Source organism: Clostridium kluyveri, assembly GCF_001902295.1.
Lineage (GTDB): Bacteria > Bacillota > Clostridia > Clostridiales > Clostridiaceae > Clostridium_B > Clostridium_B kluyveri_B.
In genome coordinates, this window is the sequence record NZ_CP018335.1 from 1,992,221 (window position 1) to 2,015,591 (window position 23,371).

27 protein-coding genes and 1 pseudogene are annotated in these 23,371 nt (G+C 30.4%); 11 read left to right on the plus strand and 17 right to left on the minus strand.

Translation table 11 applies throughout. The features are described 5' to 3' along the window. Window positions 1-14: 14 nt before the first annotated feature. On the plus strand, window positions 15-1,295 hold the full coding sequence (locus BS101_RS09655) for an aminotransferase class I/II-fold pyridoxal phosphate-dependent enzyme (RefSeq protein WP_073538629.1): 1,281 nt from the start codon (window positions 15-17) through the stop codon (window positions 1,293-1,295). A 32-nt stretch (window positions 1,296-1,327) separates the two neighbouring features. On the opposite strand, the gene lexA is transcribed toward BS101_RS09655, so the two are convergent. After that, window positions 1,328-1,936, minus strand: a complete 609-nt coding sequence (gene lexA, locus BS101_RS09660; protein ID WP_073538630.1) for a transcriptional repressor LexA — start codon at window positions 1,934-1,936, stop codon at window positions 1,328-1,330. Between the two features lie 181 nt (window positions 1,937-2,117). On the opposite strand from lexA, the gene BS101_RS09665 reads away from it, so the two are divergent. Both BS101_RS09665 and BS101_RS09670 read left to right on the plus strand, forming a co-directional pair. Next, window positions 2,118-2,498 carry a hypothetical protein gene (locus tag BS101_RS09665; RefSeq protein ID WP_073538631.1) on the plus strand — a complete coding sequence of 127 codons (381 nt, stop codon included), beginning with the start codon at window positions 2,118-2,120 and terminating at the stop codon, window positions 2,496-2,498. Between the two features lie 78 nt (window positions 2,499-2,576). Continuing rightward, window positions 2,577-3,230, plus strand: a complete 654-nt coding sequence (locus BS101_RS09670) for a serine/threonine protein kinase (protein ID WP_073538632.1) — start codon at window positions 2,577-2,579, stop codon at window positions 3,228-3,230. A gap of 101 nt (window positions 3,231-3,331) precedes the next feature. Here BS101_RS09670 and BS101_RS09675 read toward each other — a convergent pair whose 3' ends face one another. Beyond that, entirely contained in the window at window positions 3,332-4,318 is a 987-nt protein-coding gene (locus BS101_RS09675; protein ID WP_073538633.1) for a tyrosine recombinase XerC, read from the minus strand. A gap of 285 nt (window positions 4,319-4,603) precedes the next feature. On the opposite strand from BS101_RS09675, the gene BS101_RS09680 reads away from it, so the two are divergent. From BS101_RS09680 to BS101_RS09695, 4 genes are all read left to right on the plus strand, one after another. Then, window positions 4,604-5,512: an acyl-CoA dehydratase activase-related protein gene (locus BS101_RS09680; protein WP_073538634.1), complete on the plus strand. Its 909-nt coding sequence runs from the start codon at window positions 4,604-4,606 to the stop codon at window positions 5,510-5,512. Then, window positions 5,509-6,606, plus strand: a complete 1,098-nt coding sequence (locus BS101_RS09685) for a 2-hydroxyacyl-CoA dehydratase (RefSeq protein WP_073538635.1) — start codon at window positions 5,509-5,511, stop codon at window positions 6,604-6,606. Before BS101_RS09680 ends, BS101_RS09685 begins: the two co-directional genes overlap by 4 nt. After that, window positions 6,587-7,546, plus strand: coding sequence for an acyl-CoA dehydratase activase (locus tag BS101_RS09690; RefSeq protein WP_073538636.1), 960 nt, complete (start codon window positions 6,587-6,589; stop codon window positions 7,544-7,546). Before BS101_RS09685 ends, BS101_RS09690 begins: the two co-directional genes overlap by 20 nt. A gap of 132 nt (window positions 7,547-7,678) precedes the next feature. After that, window positions 7,679-8,536: a YitT family protein gene (locus BS101_RS09695; protein WP_073538637.1), complete on the plus strand. Its 858-nt coding sequence runs from the start codon at window positions 7,679-7,681 to the stop codon at window positions 8,534-8,536. Window positions 8,537-8,596: 60 nt separating this feature from the next. Here BS101_RS09695 and BS101_RS09700 read toward each other — a convergent pair whose 3' ends face one another. The 9 genes from BS101_RS09700 to BS101_RS09740 all read right to left on the minus strand — a co-directional run bounded on the left by BS101_RS09700 (window position 8,597) and on the right by BS101_RS09740 (window position 13,941). Next, window positions 8,597-8,818 (minus strand): DUF3006 domain-containing protein, encoded by a 222-nt coding sequence (locus tag BS101_RS09700; RefSeq protein ID WP_073538638.1) that lies wholly within the window; start codon window positions 8,816-8,818, stop codon window positions 8,597-8,599. Between the two features lie 85 nt (window positions 8,819-8,903). Beyond that, the gene (locus BS101_RS09705) at window positions 8,904-9,452 is read right to left on the minus strand and encodes a hypothetical protein (protein ID WP_073538639.1); all 549 of its coding nucleotides are present in this window, start codon (window positions 9,450-9,452) and stop codon (window positions 8,904-8,906) included. A 180-nt stretch (window positions 9,453-9,632) separates the two neighbouring features. Further along, window positions 9,633-9,839, minus strand: a complete 207-nt coding sequence (locus BS101_RS09710) for a DUF1657 domain-containing protein (protein ID WP_073538640.1) — start codon at window positions 9,837-9,839, stop codon at window positions 9,633-9,635. Window positions 9,840-9,865: 26 nt separating this feature from the next. Then, entirely contained in the window at window positions 9,866-10,219 is a 354-nt protein-coding gene (spoVAE, locus tag BS101_RS22695; RefSeq protein WP_073538641.1) for a stage V sporulation protein AE, read from the minus strand. Between the two features lie 21 nt (window positions 10,220-10,240). Then, window positions 10,241-11,242, minus strand: coding sequence for a stage V sporulation protein AD (spoVAD, locus tag BS101_RS09720; RefSeq protein ID WP_073538642.1), 1,002 nt, complete (start codon window positions 11,240-11,242; stop codon window positions 10,241-10,243). Further along, the gene (gene spoVAC / locus BS101_RS09725) at window positions 11,243-11,722 is read right to left on the minus strand and encodes a stage V sporulation protein AC (protein WP_073538643.1); all 480 of its coding nucleotides are present in this window, start codon (window positions 11,720-11,722) and stop codon (window positions 11,243-11,245) included. A gap of 11 nt (window positions 11,723-11,733) precedes the next feature. After that, a complete protein-coding gene (locus BS101_RS09730) occupies window positions 11,734-12,594 on the minus strand; it encodes a DUF421 domain-containing protein (RefSeq protein ID WP_073538644.1) in 861 nt (286 codons plus the stop codon). An 18-nt stretch (window positions 12,595-12,612) separates the two neighbouring features. Then, a complete protein-coding gene (locus BS101_RS09735; RefSeq protein ID WP_073538645.1) occupies window positions 12,613-12,819 on the minus strand; it encodes a DUF1657 domain-containing protein in 207 nt (68 codons plus the stop codon). A gap of 201 nt (window positions 12,820-13,020) precedes the next feature. After that, on the minus strand, window positions 13,021-13,941 hold the full coding sequence (locus BS101_RS09740) for a patatin-like phospholipase family protein (RefSeq protein ID WP_073538646.1): 921 nt from the start codon (window positions 13,939-13,941) through the stop codon (window positions 13,021-13,023). A gap of 119 nt (window positions 13,942-14,060) precedes the next feature. Between BS101_RS09740 and BS101_RS09745 the strand changes: the two genes are divergently transcribed. Continuing rightward, window positions 14,061-14,468 carry a hypothetical protein gene (locus BS101_RS09745; protein WP_073538647.1) on the plus strand — a complete coding sequence of 136 codons (408 nt, stop codon included), beginning with the start codon at window positions 14,061-14,063 and terminating at the stop codon, window positions 14,466-14,468. Between the two features lie 31 nt (window positions 14,469-14,499). Here the strand turns inward: BS101_RS09745 and BS101_RS09750 are convergent, their stop codons facing one another. Beyond that, window positions 14,500-15,453, minus strand: coding sequence for an ROK family protein (locus BS101_RS09750; protein WP_073538648.1), 954 nt, complete (start codon window positions 15,451-15,453; stop codon window positions 14,500-14,502). Next, entirely contained in the window at window positions 15,435-17,135 is a 1,701-nt protein-coding gene (locus BS101_RS09755) for a glycoside hydrolase family 13 protein (RefSeq protein ID WP_073538649.1), read from the minus strand. The genes BS101_RS09750 and BS101_RS09755 overlap by 19 nt, the downstream gene beginning before the upstream one ends. A gap of 438 nt (window positions 17,136-17,573) precedes the next feature. Between BS101_RS09755 and BS101_RS09760 the strand changes: the two genes are divergently transcribed. The 3 genes and pseudogenes from BS101_RS09760 to BS101_RS09770 form a co-directional block, all read left to right on the plus strand. Continuing rightward, complete coding sequence (locus BS101_RS09760; RefSeq protein WP_073538650.1) at window positions 17,574-18,293, plus strand: papain-like cysteine protease family protein; 720 nt, start codon at window positions 17,574-17,576, stop codon at window positions 18,291-18,293. Window positions 18,294-18,528: 235 nt separating this feature from the next. Continuing rightward, window positions 18,529-18,900 carry a hypothetical protein gene (locus BS101_RS09765; RefSeq protein WP_198039582.1) on the plus strand — a complete coding sequence of 124 codons (372 nt, stop codon included), beginning with the start codon at window positions 18,529-18,531 and terminating at the stop codon, window positions 18,898-18,900. Window positions 18,901-18,952: 52 nt separating this feature from the next. Beyond that, window positions 18,953-19,157: pseudogene (locus BS101_RS09770) on the plus strand (Tn3 family transposase); the annotation flags it as partial. 563 nt (window positions 19,158-19,720) lie between these two features. Here the strand turns inward: BS101_RS09770 and nhaA are convergent. The 4 genes from nhaA to BS101_RS09790 all read right to left on the minus strand — a co-directional run bounded on the left by nhaA (window position 19,721) and on the right by BS101_RS09790 (window position 23,182). Next, window positions 19,721-20,926: a Na+/H+ antiporter NhaA gene (gene nhaA, locus BS101_RS09775; RefSeq protein ID WP_073538652.1), complete on the minus strand. Its 1,206-nt coding sequence runs from the start codon at window positions 20,924-20,926 to the stop codon at window positions 19,721-19,723. Window positions 20,927-21,064: 138 nt separating this feature from the next. Then, on the minus strand, window positions 21,065-21,688 hold the full coding sequence (locus BS101_RS09780; protein ID WP_083585685.1) for an ABC transporter permease: 624 nt from the start codon (window positions 21,686-21,688) through the stop codon (window positions 21,065-21,067). Continuing rightward, on the minus strand, window positions 21,688-22,602 hold the full coding sequence (locus tag BS101_RS09785; RefSeq protein WP_073538654.1) for an ABC transporter ATP-binding protein: 915 nt from the start codon (window positions 22,600-22,602) through the stop codon (window positions 21,688-21,690). Before BS101_RS09785 ends, BS101_RS09780 begins: the two co-directional genes overlap by 1 nt. Next, a complete protein-coding gene (locus tag BS101_RS09790; protein WP_198039583.1) occupies window positions 22,595-23,182 on the minus strand; it encodes a TetR/AcrR family transcriptional regulator in 588 nt (195 codons plus the stop codon). The genes BS101_RS09785 and BS101_RS09790 overlap by 8 nt, the downstream gene beginning before the upstream one ends. Window positions 23,183-23,371: the final 189 nt, after the last annotated feature.

Sequence of the window (23,371 nt, forward strand, 5' to 3'; positions counted from 1 at the left end):
AGGAGGTAATAATTTTGTTAAATATAACAAAAGAAAAACTTAAAAATATATACAAAATAAAGGATAAAGTAATTTCTCTATATGAGAAGTCATTAGAAGATGTTAAAGATGAGTTCATATATTATGATGAAGTAAGGGAATATAATCAATTAAAAGTTTTGAATGCTCTTCAGGAAGAGGGGATAAGTGAATCTCATTTTACCAATTCTTCTGGCTATGGTTATGGGGATATAGGAAGGGACTCTTTAGATAGAGTATATGCCAGAGTATTTAATTCAGAAAGTGCACTTGTAAGACCTCATTTTGTAAATGGAACTCATGCACTATGCTGTGCTCTCTTTGGCAATTTACGTCCGGGAGATACCATGTTATCTGTTTGCGGAACTCCCTACGATACGCTGCATAATTTAATAGGTACATGCAGTGACAAAAAAGTAGGTTCACTTAAGGAATATGGTATAAATTATCATCAGATAGATTTAACTCTGGATAATAAAATAGATTTTAAAAGTATAGAGAAATATCTAATAAAAAATGATAAAGTAAAAATAGTACATATACAGAGATCAACAGGTTATGGCTGGAGAAAATCATTTTCCATATCAGAAATAAAGGAGATAATAGATTTTGTGAAAAAAATTCATCAGGAGTTAATATGCTTTGTGGATAATTGTTATGGAGAATTTATAGATATAATGGAACCTACAGATATAGGAGCGGATTTAGTGGCAGGATCCCTTATAAAGAATATAGGAGGAGGAATAGCACCTACCGGAGGATATATAGCGGGAAAGGAAGAGTATGTAACACAGGCTTCCTATAGGCTCACAGTACCAGGTATAGGAGGAGAATGTGGTTCAACTTTTGGAGTAATGAGATCCTTATATCAAGGATTGTTTCTAGCACCGCATATTTCTATAGAAGCAGTAAAAGGTGCCGTTTTTTGTGCTAGAATTATGGAACTTGCAGAATTTGAAGTTCTACCTAAATACAATGATAAAAGAAGTGACATAATACAGTGTATTAAATTTAATGATAAGATAAAATTAATACACTTTTGTAGGGCCATTCAGAAAGCATCTCCTGTAGATTCTTCTGCACAATGTGAACCCTGGGATATGCCGGGATATTCAGATCAGGTTATAATGGCTGCAGGAGCATTTATACAGGGTTCTTCCATTGAGTTATCTGCAGATGCTCCTATACGAGAACCCTATATAGCTTATTTGCAGGGGGGGCTTACTTTTGATCATGCTAAAATAGGAATACTTATGGCTTTATCCAGTATAATCTGACAAAGTAATTATTCATCAGGGTTAGGCTGATTTTACTCATATTGTCTATAAATGCCTATTAATCTTCCAATTATTTTACAATCATCTACTATAATGGGGGGCATATTTTTATTTTCAGGTTGTAATCTTATATGATTTTTCTCTTTAAAAAATCTTTTTAATGTGGCTTCATTTTCAATGAGAGCTACTACTATGTCCCCGTTTTCTGCAGAGTGCACTTTTTCTATTAGGGATAAATCTCCGTCTAATATACCTGCATCCACCATACTTTCTCCCTTTACCCTCAACATAAATATTTCTCTTTTGTTTTTTATATAATCCATGGGAAGTGGGAAATAATCCTCTATATTTTCTACTGCTATAATAGGCATACCGGCGGTTATGGTACCTATTATAGGCACTTCTATCATTTCTTTTTTCTGAGATTTTTCAATAACTTCTATAGTTCTGGATTTAGTGGCATCTCTTTTTATAAAACCTCGTCTTTCTAGTTTTTCAAGATAACTGTGGACGGTAGAAGTAGATTTTAATCCCACAGCAGTACATATCTCTCTAACAGAAGGAGGATAACCTTTTTGTTTAATTTGTGATTTTATAAAGTTATATATTTGAGATTGTCTGTTATTACTGCGTTCTGTCATAAGATACACTCCTCTAAATTTATTTATGTGAATTATATCACAAAAGTTGACAAATAGCAAACTTATGTTCTATACTAAGTTTACTGATTCTGAAGTTAATGTTAATATAATAAATATTATGTAAATTAAACAAAAAGTAAACCAAAAATCAAATAATTTAAAAAAGGAGTTTATTATATTTATGAATAAAAAGCAATGTATATTTAATGAAAAAAAAGCCTGTAATAACTGTAATGAGTGCAATACATGTGATTTAAATCCTAGTAAAAAGTGCAATAATTGCGGTAAGTGTCTGGAATTAGAGGGCTATGATATGAAAGCAATAAAGATTGATACAATTTTAGATGATGAAGATGAATTAAGGGATTATCAAACTGAAGAAACCGAAATAATGTCATATGACCAAAATGATTCTTATATGGAAGATATGAAAGAAGGTACTGTAGAATTTATAGATGATGTAGATGGCTTAAGAGAAATTTTAGATAATAAAGATAGATTCAAAAAGATAATTCATGAAGAGTATCCTGGATTGATAAAAATTATAAAAGACAACAAGTAATTACTTTAAGGGATAGCACCAACATTTCCGATGAAATCTGATAAACCCATGCTATAGTAAAGGAGAAAAGAATGTTAAATGCAAGAAGTTGAAAAAATTGAAAAATTTATATCTATAATCGATAAAAAGCTTAGGCCTAATATAGTTATTCGAAGTATAAATTCAGAAAAGCCAGTAGTAGTAAAACACATACCAGATTCTTGGAATTTATTAGGCTGTGGTAATTATGCTGCAGTATTTACTCATAAGGCTTTTGATGATTATGTAGTGAAAATATATGCTAAGGGAAGACCAGGATTAAAAGAAGAAGTAGAAGTATATAAAACTATTGGGAATCATCCATCTTATTCATACTTAAGTTATCATACGAGTGAATACCTAATACTTACGAGGATTAAAGGTGTTACATTATATGACTGCCTTAGACTTGGAATAAAAATTTCTTCGAAAATAATAAAAGATATTGATGAAGCTCTTAAATATGCAAGAAAAAGAGGTCTTTACCCACACGATGTACATGTAAAAAATATAATGATGGTAGAAAATAGAGGGGTTGTAGTTGATATTTCCGATTTTAAGCATACGGAATATTGTTCTTTATGGGATGATTTTAAAAAAGTTTATTACAAATATTATGTACCTATTTTTTATAAATTCACAATACCTATTCCAAAATTTATACTTGATTTAATAAGAAAAAGTTACAGAACCTATAAAAAATTTAATGGTTAATATAATAAATATTATGTAAATTAAACAAAAAGTAAACAAAAAAAACAGAAATAATAGAAATAAAGGCAAAGGCAATTGTTTTGCATCAATTGCCTTTGCCTTTATTTCTCAGTTATATTTAAAGGATTGGATTTTATGGCCTCTCTAAGCTTTTCATCATCCACATGGGTATATATTTGAGTGGTAGACACACTTTCATGGCCAAGTATTTTTTGAAGGCTTCTTATGTCCACATGACCGTATTTATACATAAGGGTGGCCGCAGTGTGTCTTAATTTATGAGGTGTATATTTTTCGCTGTCTAAGTTGGCTTTTTTTAAATACTTCTTTAACATGATTTCAACAGATCTTTTATTTATTCTAGCGTAATTTTTGCTTATAAAAAGGGCATCTTTATCCTTTATTTTATTTAAATATTCATCTCTTGAAGTCAGATAATTCTTAAGTGCCTCCAGGCAGGATTTATTCAGGTATATGGTTCTCTCTTTATTCCCTTTTCCTATTACAGTGAGGGTATCTTCTTTGATGTTGGATATATTTATACTGCAGAGCTCTGAAAGTCTCATTCCACAGTTTAAGAAAAAAGTTATAATACAGTAATCCCTTTCTTTGAACTTTCCATCAATGGACTCAAGTAAAAGCTTGCTTTCTTTTAAACTTAAGTAAATAGGGTTTCTTTTGCTTATTTGAGGGGATTCTAGTTCTAGAGCAGGATTTTCATTTATTAATTTGGCTTTGCTGCAAAGGTATTTAAAGAAAGATTTTAAAGAAGCCACTTTTCTGGCTCTGGCATAACTCTTGTTATGTCTATAGTTCTCTATAAAAGATATAAAAGCAAATAAATCACTTAAAGTTATCTGTTTTATAATATTGATATCAATATCCTTTATTTTTATGTTCTCAAATTGAGAACCCTCTTTTTCTAGTCCTTTGTAAAGCTTTAAAAATCTTAAGAACATAGTCAAATCGACTTTATAGCCTTCTAAAGTATTCTTTGACTTACCCTTAATTGTACCGAGATAATTTAAAAAATCATTTAAATATCCAGGGAGTTCTGGATTGTATATTTGGTTTAAACTATATTTCATAATATAAAAGGCCCCCTTTTTAATATATAAGATCGCTAAATAATCATTTAACGATCTTATATATTCTACAAAGGAAGGTAAAAGTCCTTCTTATTTACTTTGTTTTGGTTTACTTTTTTTAAATTAACATAATATTTATTATATTAACTACTCTATCTTTTTATTTTAGTACTGAATAATTTTCTATATTTAAGGTAAAATATAGAAATGATATATTAAATACTAAAAAGAACTGGAGGTATTTGCTGCTAAACAATCAATAATTTATATGCAGCTTATAAATTTATGAAAATAGGACTTCCAAAAGGATTATTATATTGTAAATATCATATTTTTGCAGAAACTTTTTTCAAGGAATTAGGTGCAGAAATAATAACTTCTCCTGACACTAATAGATATATACTAGATATGGGGGTAAAATATTGTGTAGATGAAGCTTGCCTTCCAATAAAAATATTTCACGGTCATGTAGCTTCCATAAAAGATAAATGTGATATAATTCTTATCCCTAGAATAATGCAACTGAATAAAGATGAATTTATCTGTCCTAAATTTTGCGGTCTTCCAGAAATGGTATTAAACAACATACCTGGCATGCCAGAGGCATTGACCTATCCTATATATGCATTTTCTAAGAATAAAATTAGAAACTGGATTTTGAATGCAGGCTTAAAATTTAGTAAAAATCTTTTAGAGATAAATAGAGCCTATGAAAAGGCCATCAAAACTCAAAAATCTCACAACTTATCATCAAATAGATTGAATAATATGGGTTTTTCTAGAAATGTAGCCCTAGTGGGTCATCCGTATAACTTATACGATAGTTTTGCCAATATGAACATAATTAAAAAATTAAATAAATTAAACATAGGTATACTTACTGAGGAAGATATAGATACAGTACAAATAAATGATGAAATAAAACACTTGTTCAAAAAACCTTTTTGGACCTTTGCCAAGAATTCCTATGGTTTTTCCACTTATGCTGCAAAAACTAAAAAAGTAGAGGGAATAATATATGTATCTTCTTTTGCCTGCGGCATAGATTCTGTAGTAATAGAGCTTATTAAAGATAGATTAAAAAACTTTCCCTTCTTAGTTCTAAAAATAGATGAACAAACTGGAGAAGCTGGTTTTGATACTAGAATTGAAGCTTTCTCGGATATGCTTGAAAGGAGATGTGAAAATTTATGAAAATAACTTTTCCGCATTTAGGAAATACATGTTTTGCAGTAAAAGCTCTATTTGATGGACTAGGAATTGACTATATAATACCTCCATTAAGTAATAAGAACGCATTGGAAATAGGTTCATTATATTCTCCTGAAGAGATGTGTCTCCCTTTTAAAATAATGATTGGTAACTACATTCAAAGTATAGAAAAAGGAGCAGATACAATTTTAATAGTAGGAAGCTGTGGTCCTTGTAGATTTGGAGAGTATTGTGAACTTCAAATAAACTTACTAAAAAATCTAGGCTATAACCTAAATTTTATAGTTATAGATTATCCTAAAGATATAGGTATAAAAGAATTTATGCGAAGAATAAATCTAATTACATCAAATAGTAAGAAAACTACTGGAGAAAAGCTCAAAATAGCATCACTAGCATTAAAAATAATTAATTTAATAGATAAAATAGAAAGCAAGGCAAAATTGTTAGCTGGTTATGAAGTTAAAAAAGGTGAATGTAAAGATATTTTAAAAGAATGTAAACAAAAAGCCTTTAAAAGTACTTCTCCAAAGGAAATGCTCCGTATATTAAAAAAATATATGGAAAAATTAAATGGAATTTCTATATGTAAAAGCAAAAATCCTTTAAGAATTTCTATAATAGGTGAAATATATACCATCATAGAACCTTTTTCAAATTTATTTATAGAAGATAAACTTATGGATTATGGTGTATCTACATCCAGATATATTACTCCAAGTTGGTGGGTTAAAAATGCAGCTCTATCTACATTAAAATTAAATTCACTTGATATAAGAAGAGCTTCTAAAGAATACCTACATCTATATATAGGCGGCCATGCCCGTGAATGTATAGGTGAAGCTCTTATATCTCATAAGCAAGGATTTGATGGTGCAATTCAAATTTTTCCTGTAGGCTGTATGCCTGAAATTGTATCAAAATCTATACTTCCTACTATATCAAAGGATAAAAACTTTCCTATACTAACTTTAATAGTAGATGAAATGACTGGGGAAGCTGGGTATACCACTAGAATTGAAGCTTTTTTAGATTTACTTGAAAGGAGAAAAAACAATGTATTATATGGGAGTTGATGTAGGTTCTGTAAGTACAGATATTGTAATAGTAGATAAAAATATAAACATATTAGATTCTCTGTACCTTAGAACAAAAGGAAGACCTATAAATGCAATTCAGGAAGGTTTTAAACTTCTAAAAAACAAATATAAGGATAAAGACATAAAAGCTGTAGGTACTACAGGCAGTGGACGACATATTGCATCCTCCATTATAGGTGCTGATGTAATAAAAAACGAAATAACTTCTCATGCTATAGCAGCTTTAAATCTAAATAATTCCGTAAAAACCATAATAGAAATAGGTGGTCAGGATTCTAAAATAATAATTTTAGAAAATGGTATTGTTTCAGATTTTGCAATGAATACGGTATGTGCAGCCGGAACTGGTTCTTTTCTTGATAGGCAGGCAGAAAGATTAGATATTCCTATTGAAGAGTTTGGAAACTATGCTTTAAAATCCAGCCATCCTGCCAGAATAGCTGGAAGGTGTGCCGTATTTGCAGAATCTGATATGATACACAAGCAACAAATGGGATATAGTAATCCTGATATAATAAAAGGACTCTGCAATGCTTTAGTTAGAAATTATTTAAATAATGTAGCAAAAGGAAAAGATATAAAATCCCAGATATTCTTTCAAGGTGGAGTTGCTGCAAATGTGGGAATGAAAGCTTCCTTTGAGGAAACATTAGGAAAAGAAATAATAATCCCTAAAGACTTCAAAGTAATGGGTGCCGTGGGAGCTGCTATTTTAGCAAAAGAATGTTTAGAAAAAAAGAAATCCCCTACTAATTTTATGGGATTCAATCTAGCAAACGTAAATTTTGTATCTAAAAGTTTTGAATGTACAGGGTGTTCTAACAGATGTGAAGTAGTAAAAATATTAAATAAAGAAAGAACAGTAGGTTTTTTCGGAGGAAGATGTGAAAAGTGGAATAAAATTATTTCAGCATAGAAAATTTCTGTGCTGAAATAATTTTATTCCACTTTACATAATATATTTGACAAAATATAGACTTATAAAATATAATTAAATGAGTAGATACTAACATATACCCTAATAATTTATGCAAAAGGATGTGGTTTGGTGGAAAAAAAGGGTCGTAAAATATTCAAAGTATTTGTTAAATTCTTGTTTATGCTTATCGGAGCCGCCATGGCAGCTGTAGCTCTGGAAATATTTTTAATTCCTAATAGTGTAATAGATGGAGGTGTTACCGGTATATCTATTATGTCTAGTTATCTCACAGGTTTACCCCTCGGGTTATTTATTTTTATTTTAAATATACCTTTTCTCATAATCGGATATAAGCACATAGGAAAAACTTTTACAATCTCTACTTTATTTTCTGTAACTGCTTTATCAATTATTGTTTCTTTTCTAGAACCTGTTAAAAGTATAACAAATGATACTCTTTTAGCCTCAGTTTTTGGAGGAATACTACTTGGAATTGGTATTGGATTAATTATGCGAAATGGTGGTTGTTCTGATGGCACAGAAATTATAGCTATAATTTTGGACAAGCGCACTGGATTCTCAATAGGTGAAGTAGTAATGATTATTAATATATTTATATTAAGCAGCGCAGGAATACTATTTGGTTGGGACAGAGCCATGTATTCCATGGTGACCTACTTTATAGCTTTTAAAATGATTGACATAACTGTAGAAGGATTAGATGAATCAAAAGCTGTATTAATAATTACTGATAAATCACAAGATATAACAGATGCTCTTCTTGCAAGGCTTGGTAGAGGAGTTACTCTATTAGATGGAAAAGGAGGATATACTAACACGCCTACTAATGTGTTGTATGTAATAGTATCTCGATTAGAAATATCTAAATTAAAATCTATAGTTAGTGATTTTGATAAAAATGCACTTATAACTATAGGACATGTAGAGGTTTCTGGAAAAAGCTATAAGAAAAAGTCAATTCATTAAGCCAGGAGTATTTTAACACAATGTTAAAATACTCCTGGCTTTATATTCTATAACAATTATTTAATTCCACATATTTTTAGTTAATGATTCAATATGTTTTTTTCTTTTTTCTGTTTCATCTACATCTATGGTTATTTTATCTCCTTGAATAATAAGGACACATCCCTCTTTTGCATTAATCGGTAATTTTATCCGTTTTATGTCTATCATAGTTCTATCTTCTTTTTCACAAACAGCATAAGGACCTTCAAACCTATCTATTATCACCTTTATTTCGTCCATTGCTAAATCCCCCTTTAATACTTTAATAAAAAACATATACGTTTACGTTTGTATTTTTTATATATTATACCATATTTTTCTAAAATCAGTCTACTTTTTTACTGATAAATATATAAACTTGATTGTTATCTTTTAAAAAATTTATATTAATAAATAATTCCAGTAATACACCTATAAATATCCAAACCATAGAATTAATTAATATATAACTTGTGAAATATGCCACATAATTTAAAGTAAAAGTGAGATTTTTTAATATATATGAATTAGACGTTATTACAAATATGGAACAAAAAATTCCTAAAGGAATCCATAAAGTTAAAAGTCCTATAAGTATCTCATTTAACTTTATAATAATAGTAGATGTGTTTTTTAATTTTCCATTAGAAAACTTGATATACAAATTCCATCTTACACTTTGAGCCAATATTAAAAGAACGGAAAAACTTATAATCATATATATAGCATAAAATAAGAATTCTTTTAATAAGTAACCTTGTCTAAAAGTTACACCCTTTACAATTAAAAATATCAATATAAACATAATTATGATCATAAGATTTTCAAAATTAAATATAAATTTTGTTTTTCCTTTAATTTTCATCCTTTCCCATTCTTCATAATTATATTTCATAGCTCCCTCCTATGCTAAGTGCTTATTTATATTTATTATATAGTATATGCTATTTTTTGTTAAGTAGGTTTTTGGGGTTTACTTTTTATTTTATTAACATAATATTTAATATGTTAATAAAATAAAAATCCATAATCAACTCAATTTAATTATGGATTTTTATTTTATTTGTTCTATTTTTTAATTTTTATTATATTGGGGTTCCTGCTGTTGTATAAATTGTTGCCTTCCTTGAAGTACTTGAAGTGCTTCATCTAGATTTTGTGCTATATTTTCAAAATCATTTTTAGCATTTTCATCCTGTGTCTCCAAAGCAAAGGTCTTCATAGTTGCACATGCGCTTTGAATTCCAGCTATGGCTTGCTGCATTTGAGTTCCAACTGTCATATTTTATCACCCCCTTCTGAAATAATTTATCCTTTGGGTTTAAAAATTAACGCCCCTATAAACCCAAATATTATAGCTGCTGAAATACCTGCACTGGTTACTTCAAAAGTTCCCGTCAAAACTCCTATTAATCCATATCTTTCAGCTTCCATAAGGGCTCCTTTTACCAGAGCATTTCCAAAACTGCTTATAGGTACAGAAGCACCTGCGCCTGCAAATTTTATTAAAGGCTCATATAAGCCAAAACCTCCTAGTATGGCTCCTATTACTACAAGAGTAGTTGTAGTGTGTGCAGGAGTAAGTTTAAATACGTCCATCATTATTTGTCCTATTACACATATTATTCCTCCTACTAAAAATGCCCAAAAAAATTTTTCCATTAACCAAAATGCACCTCTTTTCTATATTTCTATGGACACTGCATGTGCAACGCCAGGTATACTTTCCTTCTGTTGATAGGACATAGGTGACATCAGTGCCCCTGTGGCAACTATTAATATCTTTCCTAATCTTTTTCGCTCCATTTCCTTTAAAAAGTGTCCATAAGTTACTATAGCAGAACAGGCACATCCGCTAGCACCTGAAAATACAGGCTGATCTTTTTTATAAATTAGAGTACCACAATCTCTAAATACTCCCTGTGAAAATTCAAACCCGTCTCTTTTTAACATATCCTCTGCTATTTCATGGCCAATCTTGCCTAAATCACCAGTAGCTATAATATCATAATCAGAAGGTTTTCTTTTTAAATCTCTAAAATGTGCTTCAATGGTATCCACAGCAGCTGCCGCCATAGCAGCTCCCATATTAAAGGGATCTGAAACTCCCATATCCACCACTTTCCCTATGGTAGCTGTGGTAACTTTAGGTTTATCATTAGCTTTTCCAATAACTGCAGCACCAGCTCCAGTTACCGTCCATTGTGCTGTTGGAGGTTTTTGACCTCCATATTCTGTAGGATATCTAAATTGTTTTTCAGCAGCAGCATTATGGCTTGAAGTTCCACAAAGTACATACTCTGCCCCATTATTGTCAATAATAAAAGATGCCAAAGCTAATCCTTCCATAGAACTTGAACAGGCACCAAATACCCCTAAATAAGGTATCTTTAGAGTTCTTGCTGCAAAACTGCTGGTAATTATTTGATTCATAAGATCTCCGCTTATGAAAAAATTTATATTTTCATTTTTCAATTTTGAATTTTTTACAGCTAAATCACAAGCTTCTTCTAATAATTTTTTTTCAGCTTTCTCAAAACTATCCTGGCCTATCCAAATATCTTCATGAAGTAAGTCAAATTCCTTGGCTAAGGCACCTTTTGCCTCAAAGGGTCCTCCTACAGTGGAACATCCAATTATTGCAGGCTTAGACTCAAATACCCAAGATTGATGTCCCTGAATCATTTAAATCCCACCTAACCATTTAATAATTATCTGTAATGTAGCAACTACAAATGCAGCAAAAACTCCGAAAGTTATTACAGAACCGGCCAATTTGAACATATTGCCTCCTACCCCAAGCACATATCCCTCAGTTTTATGTTCTATAGCACAAGAAGCAATAGAATTAGCAAATCCAGTAACTGGTATGGCAGTTCCTGCCCCAGACCACTGTGCAATATGATCAAATACCCCAAATCCTGTAAGAATTACAGAAACTATTATTAAAACTGCAGAAGTAGGATTACCGGCAGTTGTCTCTGTGAAATTAAAATACTTTATGAACATAAATTGGAGTCCCTGACCTATGGTACATATAATTCCTCCTACCAAAAATGCTTTAAGGCAATTTTTAAGTACTTTTCTTTTAGGTTCCTTTTCCTTTGCAAGATTTTGATATTCTCTCTGCAGAGGAGTCAACTTTTTAGTCTTTTTATTTGACATATTGTCACCTTCTATCTTAATAAATAGGGCTTTAATTCCTCTAATACATTTTTTAATATAATAGAATCTTTTTCATAACTGTTCTTTAACCTTTCATCTTCTGTCTCAAGCCCAAAAGACATTAAATCTGACTGAGCTTTTTCTAGGTTAGCATATAACATTTCTCTTACATTGCATTTTGGGACTTCAATAACGTCATCAAATAAATCCACATAAAGTTCTCCTTTTGAATTTACTTGACCTATAAACACATTATCTAAGTATACTCCCAATAACTCTAGTTGAGTATTTAGCCACCCTTGATTTAATCCTAAATTACTTAAGGATTCATTTATTATGTTTCCATCCAATATTACAGTTTGAGGTGCTCCTTCAGGTGCTACCTGTATTCCTAAATCCTTTGCAGTAACTGGTTTTTTATCCGATTTTAATACCACATTCATATCTCCCGTAGATTCCATTACCGCAAATTCCACATCTGCTAAATTAAATATATTTTTAAAACGAAGTTCCCTCAGTAAATCTTCCCCACTATATCTTATTTTGCCTAAGTTTTCTTCCATAACTTTTCCTTCTTTTATAACTACAAGTTCCCTGCCATTTATTAGATCATATATAACTTTACTTTTCATACATATATAATCTAAAGCAATAGGTAACAAAAACCATACACCTAGTGCCAGCATGCCCCATACCCAGTTGCTTATAACATTTACAGAAATTAATGCTACAAGAATTGCTATTACACTATAATTTATAAAGTTAAAAGCATTCATCCTAGCTGAGTGTTTCTTTCCCATAATTCTTATAAAAGCTATGGATATAAAAAATAATAATATAGATTTAACTAAAATTGCGATCCATGGTTTCATATACAATATTCCTCCAAATCAGTTACCTTTATACTGAGGCTCTTCATACTCCAAAAATTTTAATCTTTTATCTAAATTTTGGGTTACCCCATCAACCTCTTCCAAAGCTTTTTTATAGGCAGCTTTAGCTTTTTTATTTTGTTCTTGAAGAGAATATATCCTCAAAGTACTCTCAATGCTCCTAAGCGCAACCAATGTATTTTTTACTCTTGATCCAACAGTCAATATACCATACCTCCTTATAACTTCACACTCTCCAACCCATAATTTTATCCGAACGCTTTATACTATTATTAACTTTTCACAAATAGTTTTACCATATTTAAAAGAATTATTACATATAATTAATTTTCTACAAAAATAGAGTGATGCAAACTTCACATCAATCTACCTTAAATTAATTTTAAAAATCCACAGCATATTTTTTTATTTAACTACATAATCTCTTATATAATTTTGAAAATCCCATAGATGTAGAAAACGTTCTGCACTATTATACCCTGATTTAAATAATTTTGCTCTCATTTCTTTAGAAATATTAAACTCAGTAGCCTTAACTCCAAGAGTCGGGATAAAAACAGTTCTAACTGCATATTTATCTTTTACATATATCTCCTCATTTTTACCGAGCATAGTTTCCATTATATCAAATAAATATGAAATAAAGTCAGTTTTTTTAGATTCTTTATAACTCACACTGTTTTCTACTAGTTTAAATCCTATAGTAGGCCAGGCCGGAACTTTTTCCGTATCAAATATCCAAATAGGAAAATTACTAAGTATACCTCCATCAACTATATAACTGCAGCCTTCTTTATAATGAAATTTTACTGGTTTAAAATATAAAGGTATACTAATACTCATTCTCACTGCCTCGGATATTTCAAATTTCATAGGGTCTATTCCATAATTTTTTAAATCATCTGGCAATATCAACATAGTCTTTTTTGTTATATCCGAAGCTATTATTTTAAGAGGAGATTTTCCATCTATACTTATATCTCCAAAAGTTATCTTACCTTTTTTAATCAGTAATTGTCTTATATATTTCTCCACAGCATCTGAAGAATATATACCTTTATCTTTAAAAAATGAAATAGATTTTTTTATCATGGAAAGCTCCCATATTTTTTTCTTCTTGAAAAATATTTTTTCATCCAAATTCATAATGATATCTTTCAATTCTTCCCCTGTATACCCCACTGATAAAAGAGCAGCTATTATTGCCCCAGCAGAAGTTCCTGCAAATCTATTCCATTTATACCCCATTTTTTCAAAATAACATACTGCCCCTACAAGACCTATTCCTTTCATTCCCCCACCTTCAAATACAGCATCTACTATCAATAAAATCACCTCAATATATAAATATGTAAGTGATCAAAAATAGGCTACTTTAAGAAATTGAATATTATTTAAAATAAGTGGGAAAATACATTATATACTTTATAAGGAGGATGGTAAAAATGAGAATTGAAATTCACTATAGAGGAATAAAAAACGCTAATATTGCAGTAGAAGAACTTAACCTGAATGGTTTTAACACTGCCCTTGATTTAAATGATAATTACATAGACATAAATACTATGGATTCAGATTCAGAGATGAACTTTTCAAATATAATAAATTATAGAAATTCCTTATACAGTTATCATCCTGGAAGTCCTATAATGGGCGGTTTGGGTAGTTTCAGAGAGATTGAAAACATCTGCTATAAAGTAATAGTGGATGCGGATTTTATTACGGATGATGATATTAATAAATTAAATAAAATTGTAAAAGAAACTGGTGGAGAAATTAGAACATCTATTTCACCTACTGCACCACTAGATAACCCAGATGAAACTCCAGATGAGACTGAAGTTCTTTTTTAAATTGATTCATATAATTTATAGAAGAAAAATTTTAGTGTTTTTCTTCTATAAATGCAAGTGCTGCAGCTCCTATAACACCTGCGTCTGTTCCTAAAAGTGCCGGAAATATACTTGTATTTTTACTTAATGTATCAAAACATCTTCTTTTCACTACTTCATTTATTTTATCAAAGATGATTTTTCCTCCTTTTGAAACTCCTCCACCTATAATCACAGCTTCAGGATCCAAACAAGTAATTATATTCGCTACACATATACCCAGATAATTTAAAGTTGTATCCAGTATATTTTTTGATATACTATCTCCTAATTGAGCTTCTTTAAAGACCTCTTTTGAAGTTATATTTTTATATAATGCAAGGGTGGTGTTATATCCCATCTCTACTGCTTTTTTTGCTTCTCTAGCTATGGCTGTTCCAGAGGCCATTACTTCTGCACATCCAAAATTACCACAATTACAAAGCGGACCCTGTGCATCTAAGGTCATATGTCCTATTTCCAGAGCATTTTTGGTATTACCCCTATATATCTGTCCATTTAATATTGCTCCTCCTCCTATCCCCGTGGAAACAGTTATAAACACCATATTATTAATTCCTTTTCCTGCACCAAACACGTGTTCACCTATAGTTGCGGCATTACCATCATTATCTAAAAATACGGGCATCTTAAAATGATTTTTCAAAGGGCCTACAATATTAAAATTTTTAAAGGGCAGGTTCGGAGTGCATATAATTTCTCCTTTGTCAATATCAAGAGGACCCGGAGCTCCTATTCCAATACATTTTATTTTTCTACTGCAGACTCCGCCAAAGTTCACTACTTTTTCTATGATTTTTATTATATTATCTAATATATATTTTTCTCCTTTTTCCGCTTTTGTAGGCAAGGTATACTTATATATTATTGTTCCCTTAAAATCCACTAAAGCAGCAGCTATTTTAGTGCCCCCTAAATCAACCCCTATTACATATCTTTCTTCCAAGCTGAATCTTCCTCCAAACAATTTAATTTATAAATTCTAGTTTCATAAGGCTTTAATACAAATTCTGTAGCATATTTCTCTTTATCTATGGGATAATTACCCAATAGATAATTTGAATAACTCAATTTTATTGTATCATATCTATATAACACATTAACCGCACTCAAATTACATATTACAATGGCTTTTTCACTTTTAAAACTTCTAATATATGCAAATATACTCATATGATCTTTCAAAATCATTTTGTAATCTCCATAAATAAAAACTTTATTTTCTCTTCTAATACTAATCATTTTCTTATAAAAATTAAGTATGGACTTGGAATCTTTTAATTGATTTTCCACATTAATTTTCTTATAATTTTCATTTACACCAAGCCAGGGAATACCTGTGGTAAAACCTGCATTCTTTTTATCATTCCACTGCATGGGACTTCTTGCATTATCTCTTGAGGACAGTCCTAATATTTTCATTACTTTTTCTTTAGGTACTCCCTCCTTTATCTTGGTGTAATAGAATTCTTTGCTTTTTATATCGTTATATTCTTCAATATCTTCTAGCTTTATATTGGTCATACCAATTTCCTGTCCCTGATATATGAAAGGAGTACCCTTCATCATGAAATACATAGCTGCAATACAAGTAGCGCTTTCTCTCAAATACTCATTATCCCCCAGAATAGAAACAATACGAGGTACATCATGATTTTCTATAAATAGTGCATTCCACCCTTTGTTCTCCAGCACTTCCTGCCACTTAGATAGGATTCTTTTTATATCTAATATACTTATTTTATGATATGACTGTGCTTCAAATAAATTCAAAAGTTCAAATTGAAATATCATATTAAATATGCCATCTTTTTCATTTACCCAGAGAGGCGCTTGTTCCACAGTAACCCCATTTGCCTCCCCTACAGTAACAATATCGTATTTATTAAGTACCTTTTCTTTAAGTTCTTTTAAATAATAAAAGATCCCTTGAACGTTAGTATATCTCTCGAAGGCATCTACATACCTTTCCCCTTTAACATAAGGCATTCTTTTATCAAGCACATCTTTCTTAATATGACTTATGGCATCTATCCTAAAGCCGTCTACGCCTCTTTCAAGCCACCAATTTATCATATCATATATTTCCTCACGCATTTCCTCATTTTCCCAGTTTAAATCCGGTTGATTTTTAGAAAACAAGTGAAAATAATACTCTTTGGTATTTCTGTCATATTCCCAAACAGAGCCTCCAAATATGCCTTTCCAATTATTGGGTTTCTTATTTTTTATCCCCTGCTTCCATATATAAAAATTTCTCTTAAAATTATTCCTGCAGCTTCTAGATTCGATAAACCATGGATGTAAATCACTGGTATGATTTATAACTAAATCAATTATAATCTTCATATCACGCATATGAACTTGTTTTAGAAGATCATAAAAATCATCCAATGTTCCAAACTCTGGTGAAATATCCCTATAATCGCTGATATCATATCCATTATCACAATTAGGGGATTTATACATGGGAGAAATCCATATCACATCAATACCCAAATTCTTTAAATAATCCAATTTTGAAATTATACCTTTTAAATCCCCTATACCATCCCCTGTAGAATCCATAAAGCTTCTCACATATATCTCGTAAAATACCGCTTCTTTCCACCAGAGTTGTTGTTCCATTTTAATCACCTCTTGTAATACTATACCCCAAACCCAACTATATTACAGTTTTTCTTTAGTATATCCATTTATTATTTAGAAAGATTACTTCTCCTTAATTTTTATCTCCATAATAGTTCCCTAAATAAAAAACACTATTGAGAATTGGTTTGTCAATAGTGTTCTTGTTTGAAATAACTTTCAACTATTCTCTATTTACTTAAATCAATTTTATGCAAAAACATATGAATATTTAGTGCATACAGTGTATATTACGAAGCGGTACAGAACACAGATGCTCCCGTTAGGCTAAATGAATGGTATTTGAGAAAAATATAACATAATATAATTAAAATGGACAATGGCACAATATAATTATATTATACTATATGATATAAAAAAGTTGCAAATTTTTAGTACTTGCACTTATTTTATCAATGATTGTAAGTACACAATGTTTTGGACAAGCGATTAGTAATACTATCATATAAAGGATTTTTAATAGCTAAGAATACCTATGGAACAACTAAATTAAGTGATATATGTATTAGCAGTAATCATTCAATTGATGAGAACAATTTAAATAAAATTCTAAGTACACAAAAAATAGATGTAAAAAGCGTAAATACCGTAGATGTAAAAAATATTTTACCAACAGCTCAAAAGAGCATAAATATGCAAACCTCAACATCTTATGACTGGAGATATTTACAAGTACCTATAGTTACACAAAGAACTTCAGATGGAGTACAACATGGTATGTGTTGGGCAGCTTCTGTTGCAAGTATTGTTAATTATAAATTGGGTGAAAATATAACAGCTGCTGATGTATGTAATTTAATGAATATTGGTTACGATACTGGAGCAAATGGAAATACTGCTAGCCTTGCACTTAACATATATGGTGTATCTTCATATGCAGTAGGTTCACCAATTAGTTTTCAACAAGTTACTAGTTATATTAATAATAATAAACCTGTATACATGAGATCAACTTCTAATATAGGAAACCATGCTACAGTCATAAATGGATGGATAACATCCTCAGATGGTAATGCATTACTCCTAATGGATCCTGCTTATGAATGTTATAAACAAGCATATTCTTCAGGAAATACATTTTACTTTATTTTTGGAAATACTACCATGACTTGGTATGCAACAGTATGTTTGGTTTAAATTTTAAACTAGTATGTAAAAAGATTTTCGTTGTAGGTACTTCTAATAGGGGTAATACCAGCATTGGATAAAATAAACGCTTACTAGTTACTTTACGATATATGCTTTTCAGTATATGACAAGGCGGCCGGCATTGCCTCTAATGGTAAAATTTTATTTAATAGGTGTATATATGAAAAAAATATATATTTTAATTTTTTTATTAAGTATAATAATTTGTATTTTATTATGCTTAATGTATATAAATAGAAATAATACGACCAAGAATTTTTTAAGTAAAAATATAGATACCATTTACATATATAAATTAGGTGAAATGAAATCTATAAATAGTACTGATAAAAACACTATCTTAAAATTTAAAAATTCTTTAAACTTAACAGAAATAAATGATTCAGAAAATAATTTAGAGGGTAATATATATTCAATAAAAATAGTAAATAAACCATCATCAAAAATAGCTTATCAAACTTTAATTATATTTTCTAACAAAATATATATTACATCATGTGATAGTAAAAATAATGTATTATCAAGTAAATGGTATGTGTCAAAAAATAATATTATAGATTTTTTTAATAATTTTTATTCTTCTATAAAAAATTAAAAGGCAGCTATAGATTATAAATTTGGATATAGTTTAGCTGTTGATGGATACCTTAAATTCAGAAGAATTGAGAATAGAAATACATGAAGGACTTAATGTAGTTGAAAATTGGAACTCAGCTAATTCATTTTTTATGGTAAAAGTGATGAAATATCAACAAATAAAATTGAAGATCAAGAACTTTAAGTATTAAGTCTTCATCTATTACAAAATTGTCTAGTATATATATATTGATGATACAACAAGTATTATCTCAAAAGAATATGGCTCAAAGATTCCTATAGACGCATATAACATTGTAGGACAGACTTAACTTCTATATTCTAAGTATACTCTTTAAAGCTATGAGTATACTTTTTACTTTGCTCCTGGTTAAGTAAGTAGACGGTAATCTTCACAGATACCGCCCCTCTCAGAACCGGACGTGCCCAATTAAGGTATCCGGCTCCCCATATGAACCTATTTCATAAGTAGGATTTAGATTAACTAAAGAATTGGGTTTAGGATTTACGAATGGGTAATATTCTAACAATCTGCCTATTTTATCCCAGTTTAATTTAGTTCGTTGGCTTCTCTTCTTTAACCAGTAATACATTGTGATTTTATGATTTGCCTTTTGTATTTCAGTAAGTTACCCCAATTATCACTAAAACCATAATAATTATAATATCCTTGTAGTTTTTAATTTACTTTTTCCCATATTAGACCTAGTGGAAGATTTCTATTTTCTTTTATCCACTTATTGAATTCATTAACTTTGGTCTGAAATTTCTTTGAGGCTGTTTTCCATTTTAATTTGAAATTTCCTTTTCTACTATCCTTAAACAATATTCACATTATCAGTTTCAGGTTTTATAAGTGCAAAAATTATTAATCCCCATATTGCAGATAAAAGCGAAGCTGCTATTATACTTATCTTCGCTGTAGATAATATAGCTTCATCTGAAAATGATAAAGATGAAATAAATATTGACATTGTAAATCCAATGCCTCCAAGCACACTTGCACCATATAAGTGTTTTTGGTTTACTCCTAAAGGAAACTTAGCAATACCTAATTTTACTAATATTGTTGAAACTCCAAATATACCCAATTGTTTTCCTAAGAAAAGTCCTAAAATAATTCCTACGCTAACAGGTGTTGACATAATTGTTGAAAGACTGCTCATATTTATAACTACTCCTGCATTAGCTAATGCAAATATAGGCATAATTAAATAAGAAGAACATGGTGATATTGCATGTTCAAGTTTATTTAGCATTGATTCTTTAAATACTTCTTCATCTCTTGAACCAGGTATTATCATTCCAAGTAATACTCCTGCCAATGTAGCATGTATACCTGATTTGAACATAGTAAACCATAGTACAATTCCAATAATAATAAAAATAGCTGAAGATTTCACTTTAAATTTATTTGCTAATATAAGCACACCAACAATAGCTAAGCTTAATAAAAAGTAAAACCATGATATTTCAGTGCCATAAAATATTGCAATTACAATAATTGCTCCCAAATCATCAACTATAGCCAAAGCTGTAAGAAAAACTACAATCCCCTTAGGTGCTTTTTTACCAACTAAAGAAATTACCCCTAATGCAAATGCAATATCCGTTGCCATAGGAATTCCGAAACCATTGATAGTTAGTTGATTATAGTTAAATAATGCATAGAGAATTGCCGGTACAACTATTCCACCTATAGCAGCAGCAATTGGCAGTATAGTTGTTTTTAAGGATTTAAGCTCCCCAATTAACAGCTCTTTCTTAATTTCCATACCAATTACAAAGAAAAATACTGCCATTAATCCATCATTAATCCAATGAGAAATTGGCATTGATACAGATGTTGCTTTATACCCAATTGTTATATTCTTATGTAATATTTCATTGTAAATTGGAGCAAAACTTAAATTTGCTAGTAGGATTGCAGTAACAGTGCAAATTAACAATATTATTCCACTAAAAGATTCGCTTTTAAAAAAATCTAAAAAACTATAAGTTTTACTATTTGTGTTATTTTTCATACCTCATATCCTTTCTTATATCATTAAAATTATCTTACAAAAATGAAAAGAGATTGAAAACCTTAATTAAGCTTTCCACCCCGGAAACTCAAATTACTTGAAAGTAAATTTAATAATATTCTCAACCGAATATAGTTATTAGTTGAGTTTTATTGTTGATCTGCATATCTCCACCATACAAATGTTGCTATTGCACCAGTGATGCCTGTCAAAAAAACAAGCAAAGTAAGCGATTGGAGAACTTAAGAAAATCGCTATTAAACTACAAACAGAATACGTACCAGCATTTATTAAATAAATCTGCATATTAAATCCGGGTATAGAAATTAACACCCCAATAATGGTCGCTACTAGGAATGCAGTGATGGCTAAAAATGTACTCCAAAGGATAACCGAGATAAATTTTGCAGTTATAATTATACTTCTCGCCAATGGCAAGGCAAGTAAATCCTTTATCGTACCATCTGAGTACTCCCTTCCAAAAGTCCAACTTGTAATAAATCCAAAAAGTATAATACCACCAACCGAAATCATCTGAGAAATCAGACCTAAATACGACTGCCAACCTGCAACCGATATAATTTTAGCCTTTTGCGTTATTATTCCAGACTTTTGTGCTAAATCGGGATGCATTGCTATAAACATAAATAAACTGCAAACCAAAGGCAAGAATAAGAAACTGATAACGGATATATAAAAAATCTTTGATTTTCTTATTTTAAGACATTCTGTTAACACAACTGTAAATAAAGCGTTCATCATCAAACCTCCTTTTGTGCGATAATTCTAAAAAAATACGACTCAAGCTCCTCGTTCCTTGTAAATAAAGATTTAGGAGGACATTCGTTTTTTACAAGTACTTCAGCTATTTTCTCCGGGTGCATAACAGCTTTTTCATCACAACATGTTAGAACAGATTTACTTTCAGTAATTTTGTAGCCATTATTTAAAAGTATTGATTTTGCACGATTATTATCAGTTGCTTCAATTAGTACCGTTTTCTCCCTCAAATTTTCAAAATCATGAGCATTGAACTCACTTATCAATTTTCCTTGATGAATGATACCAATTCTACTTGCTGTTTTAGAAATCTCCCCAAGCAAATGGCTTGAAATAAGTATTGTTATCCCCATGTTTGCAGCAAGATCTTTAAGCAAGTTCCGTATTTCAACAATTCCAGCTGGGTCTAACCCATTTGTCGGTTCATCCAGAATCAATATTTTCGGCATGTGTATTAGTGCTCTGGCTATGCCCAACCTTTGTTTGTTGCCCAGTGACAAAGCTTTTGATCTTTTATTGATGTGTTCAGTTAAAGCAAGCTTTTCAATGATTCTTTTTGAAACTGAAATATCTTTTATATTTCTGAGTTTCCTTGCAATTTCAAGGTTTTCATATACAGTAAGTTCGGGGTAGGCATTCGGCATTTCAACCATATAGCCAACATTTTCCCATAACCTATAATTTCCTGCATTCACAATATTGCCATTTATATAAGCCTTGCCCTCTGAAGGCTTAATCATTCCTAGCAGCATTCTTATCATTGTGGTTTTACCTGCACCGTTAAGACCTAAAAATCCATAAATTTCACCCTCAGAAACATTTAATGAAACATTATTTACTGCTGCTAATTTTCCATAATATTTAGATATATTATCTGTTGCAATGATACTATTCATAATCCTTCACAACCTTTTCAACAATGCTTTGAAGTAAAATATCTGTTATTATGCTGTTATCACTATCAGATTGATTCTGTATACAGGCTATCATTGCCTTTTGAAACACCTTAGCCACTATAGGATGTGGATAATTAAATCTAATTTTATGATTTTTAAATATTTCAAGCCTTAAAATATCAGATTTTAATTCCGCATCAACTTTTTCCTGTGGCAATTTACGATATAGAAGTTCAATTATTTCAGAATTCACCATACCAAGCAAAGGATACTCAGTAAGCTTTTCTAAGGCGGTTTTCAGAAATAGAAAAACCTTTTTCTTATCAGAATAATTATCAAACGATAGAATTGATTCAAGGTCGTTGAATAATTTTTGCTGGTAGTAAGTACTAATATCTAAAAACAGTTCTTCTTTGGTTTGATAGAATGAATAGAATGAACCTTTTGCAATGTGTGCAGCACTTGCAAGTTCATCAATTGTCACTTTTTTAATACCATGTGACACAAATAGTTTTTGTCCCTCTTCTCGTAAAATAGTAATGATTCTTTCTTTTTCAGTTTCAGTAAAACCTTTTGGCACAATATCACTCCTATCCATATGACTATACTTAAACATTTGGTCATATAGATTGTATAACAAATATATTAGTTTGTCAATAAAAATAGCTTAAGTAAACTACAGTGCCCCTTTTAAGGCATCATTACACATTACATAAGTGCTCGTCAAAATTCAACAATCAGGGAACATTCTATACGTTTATATCGTCCC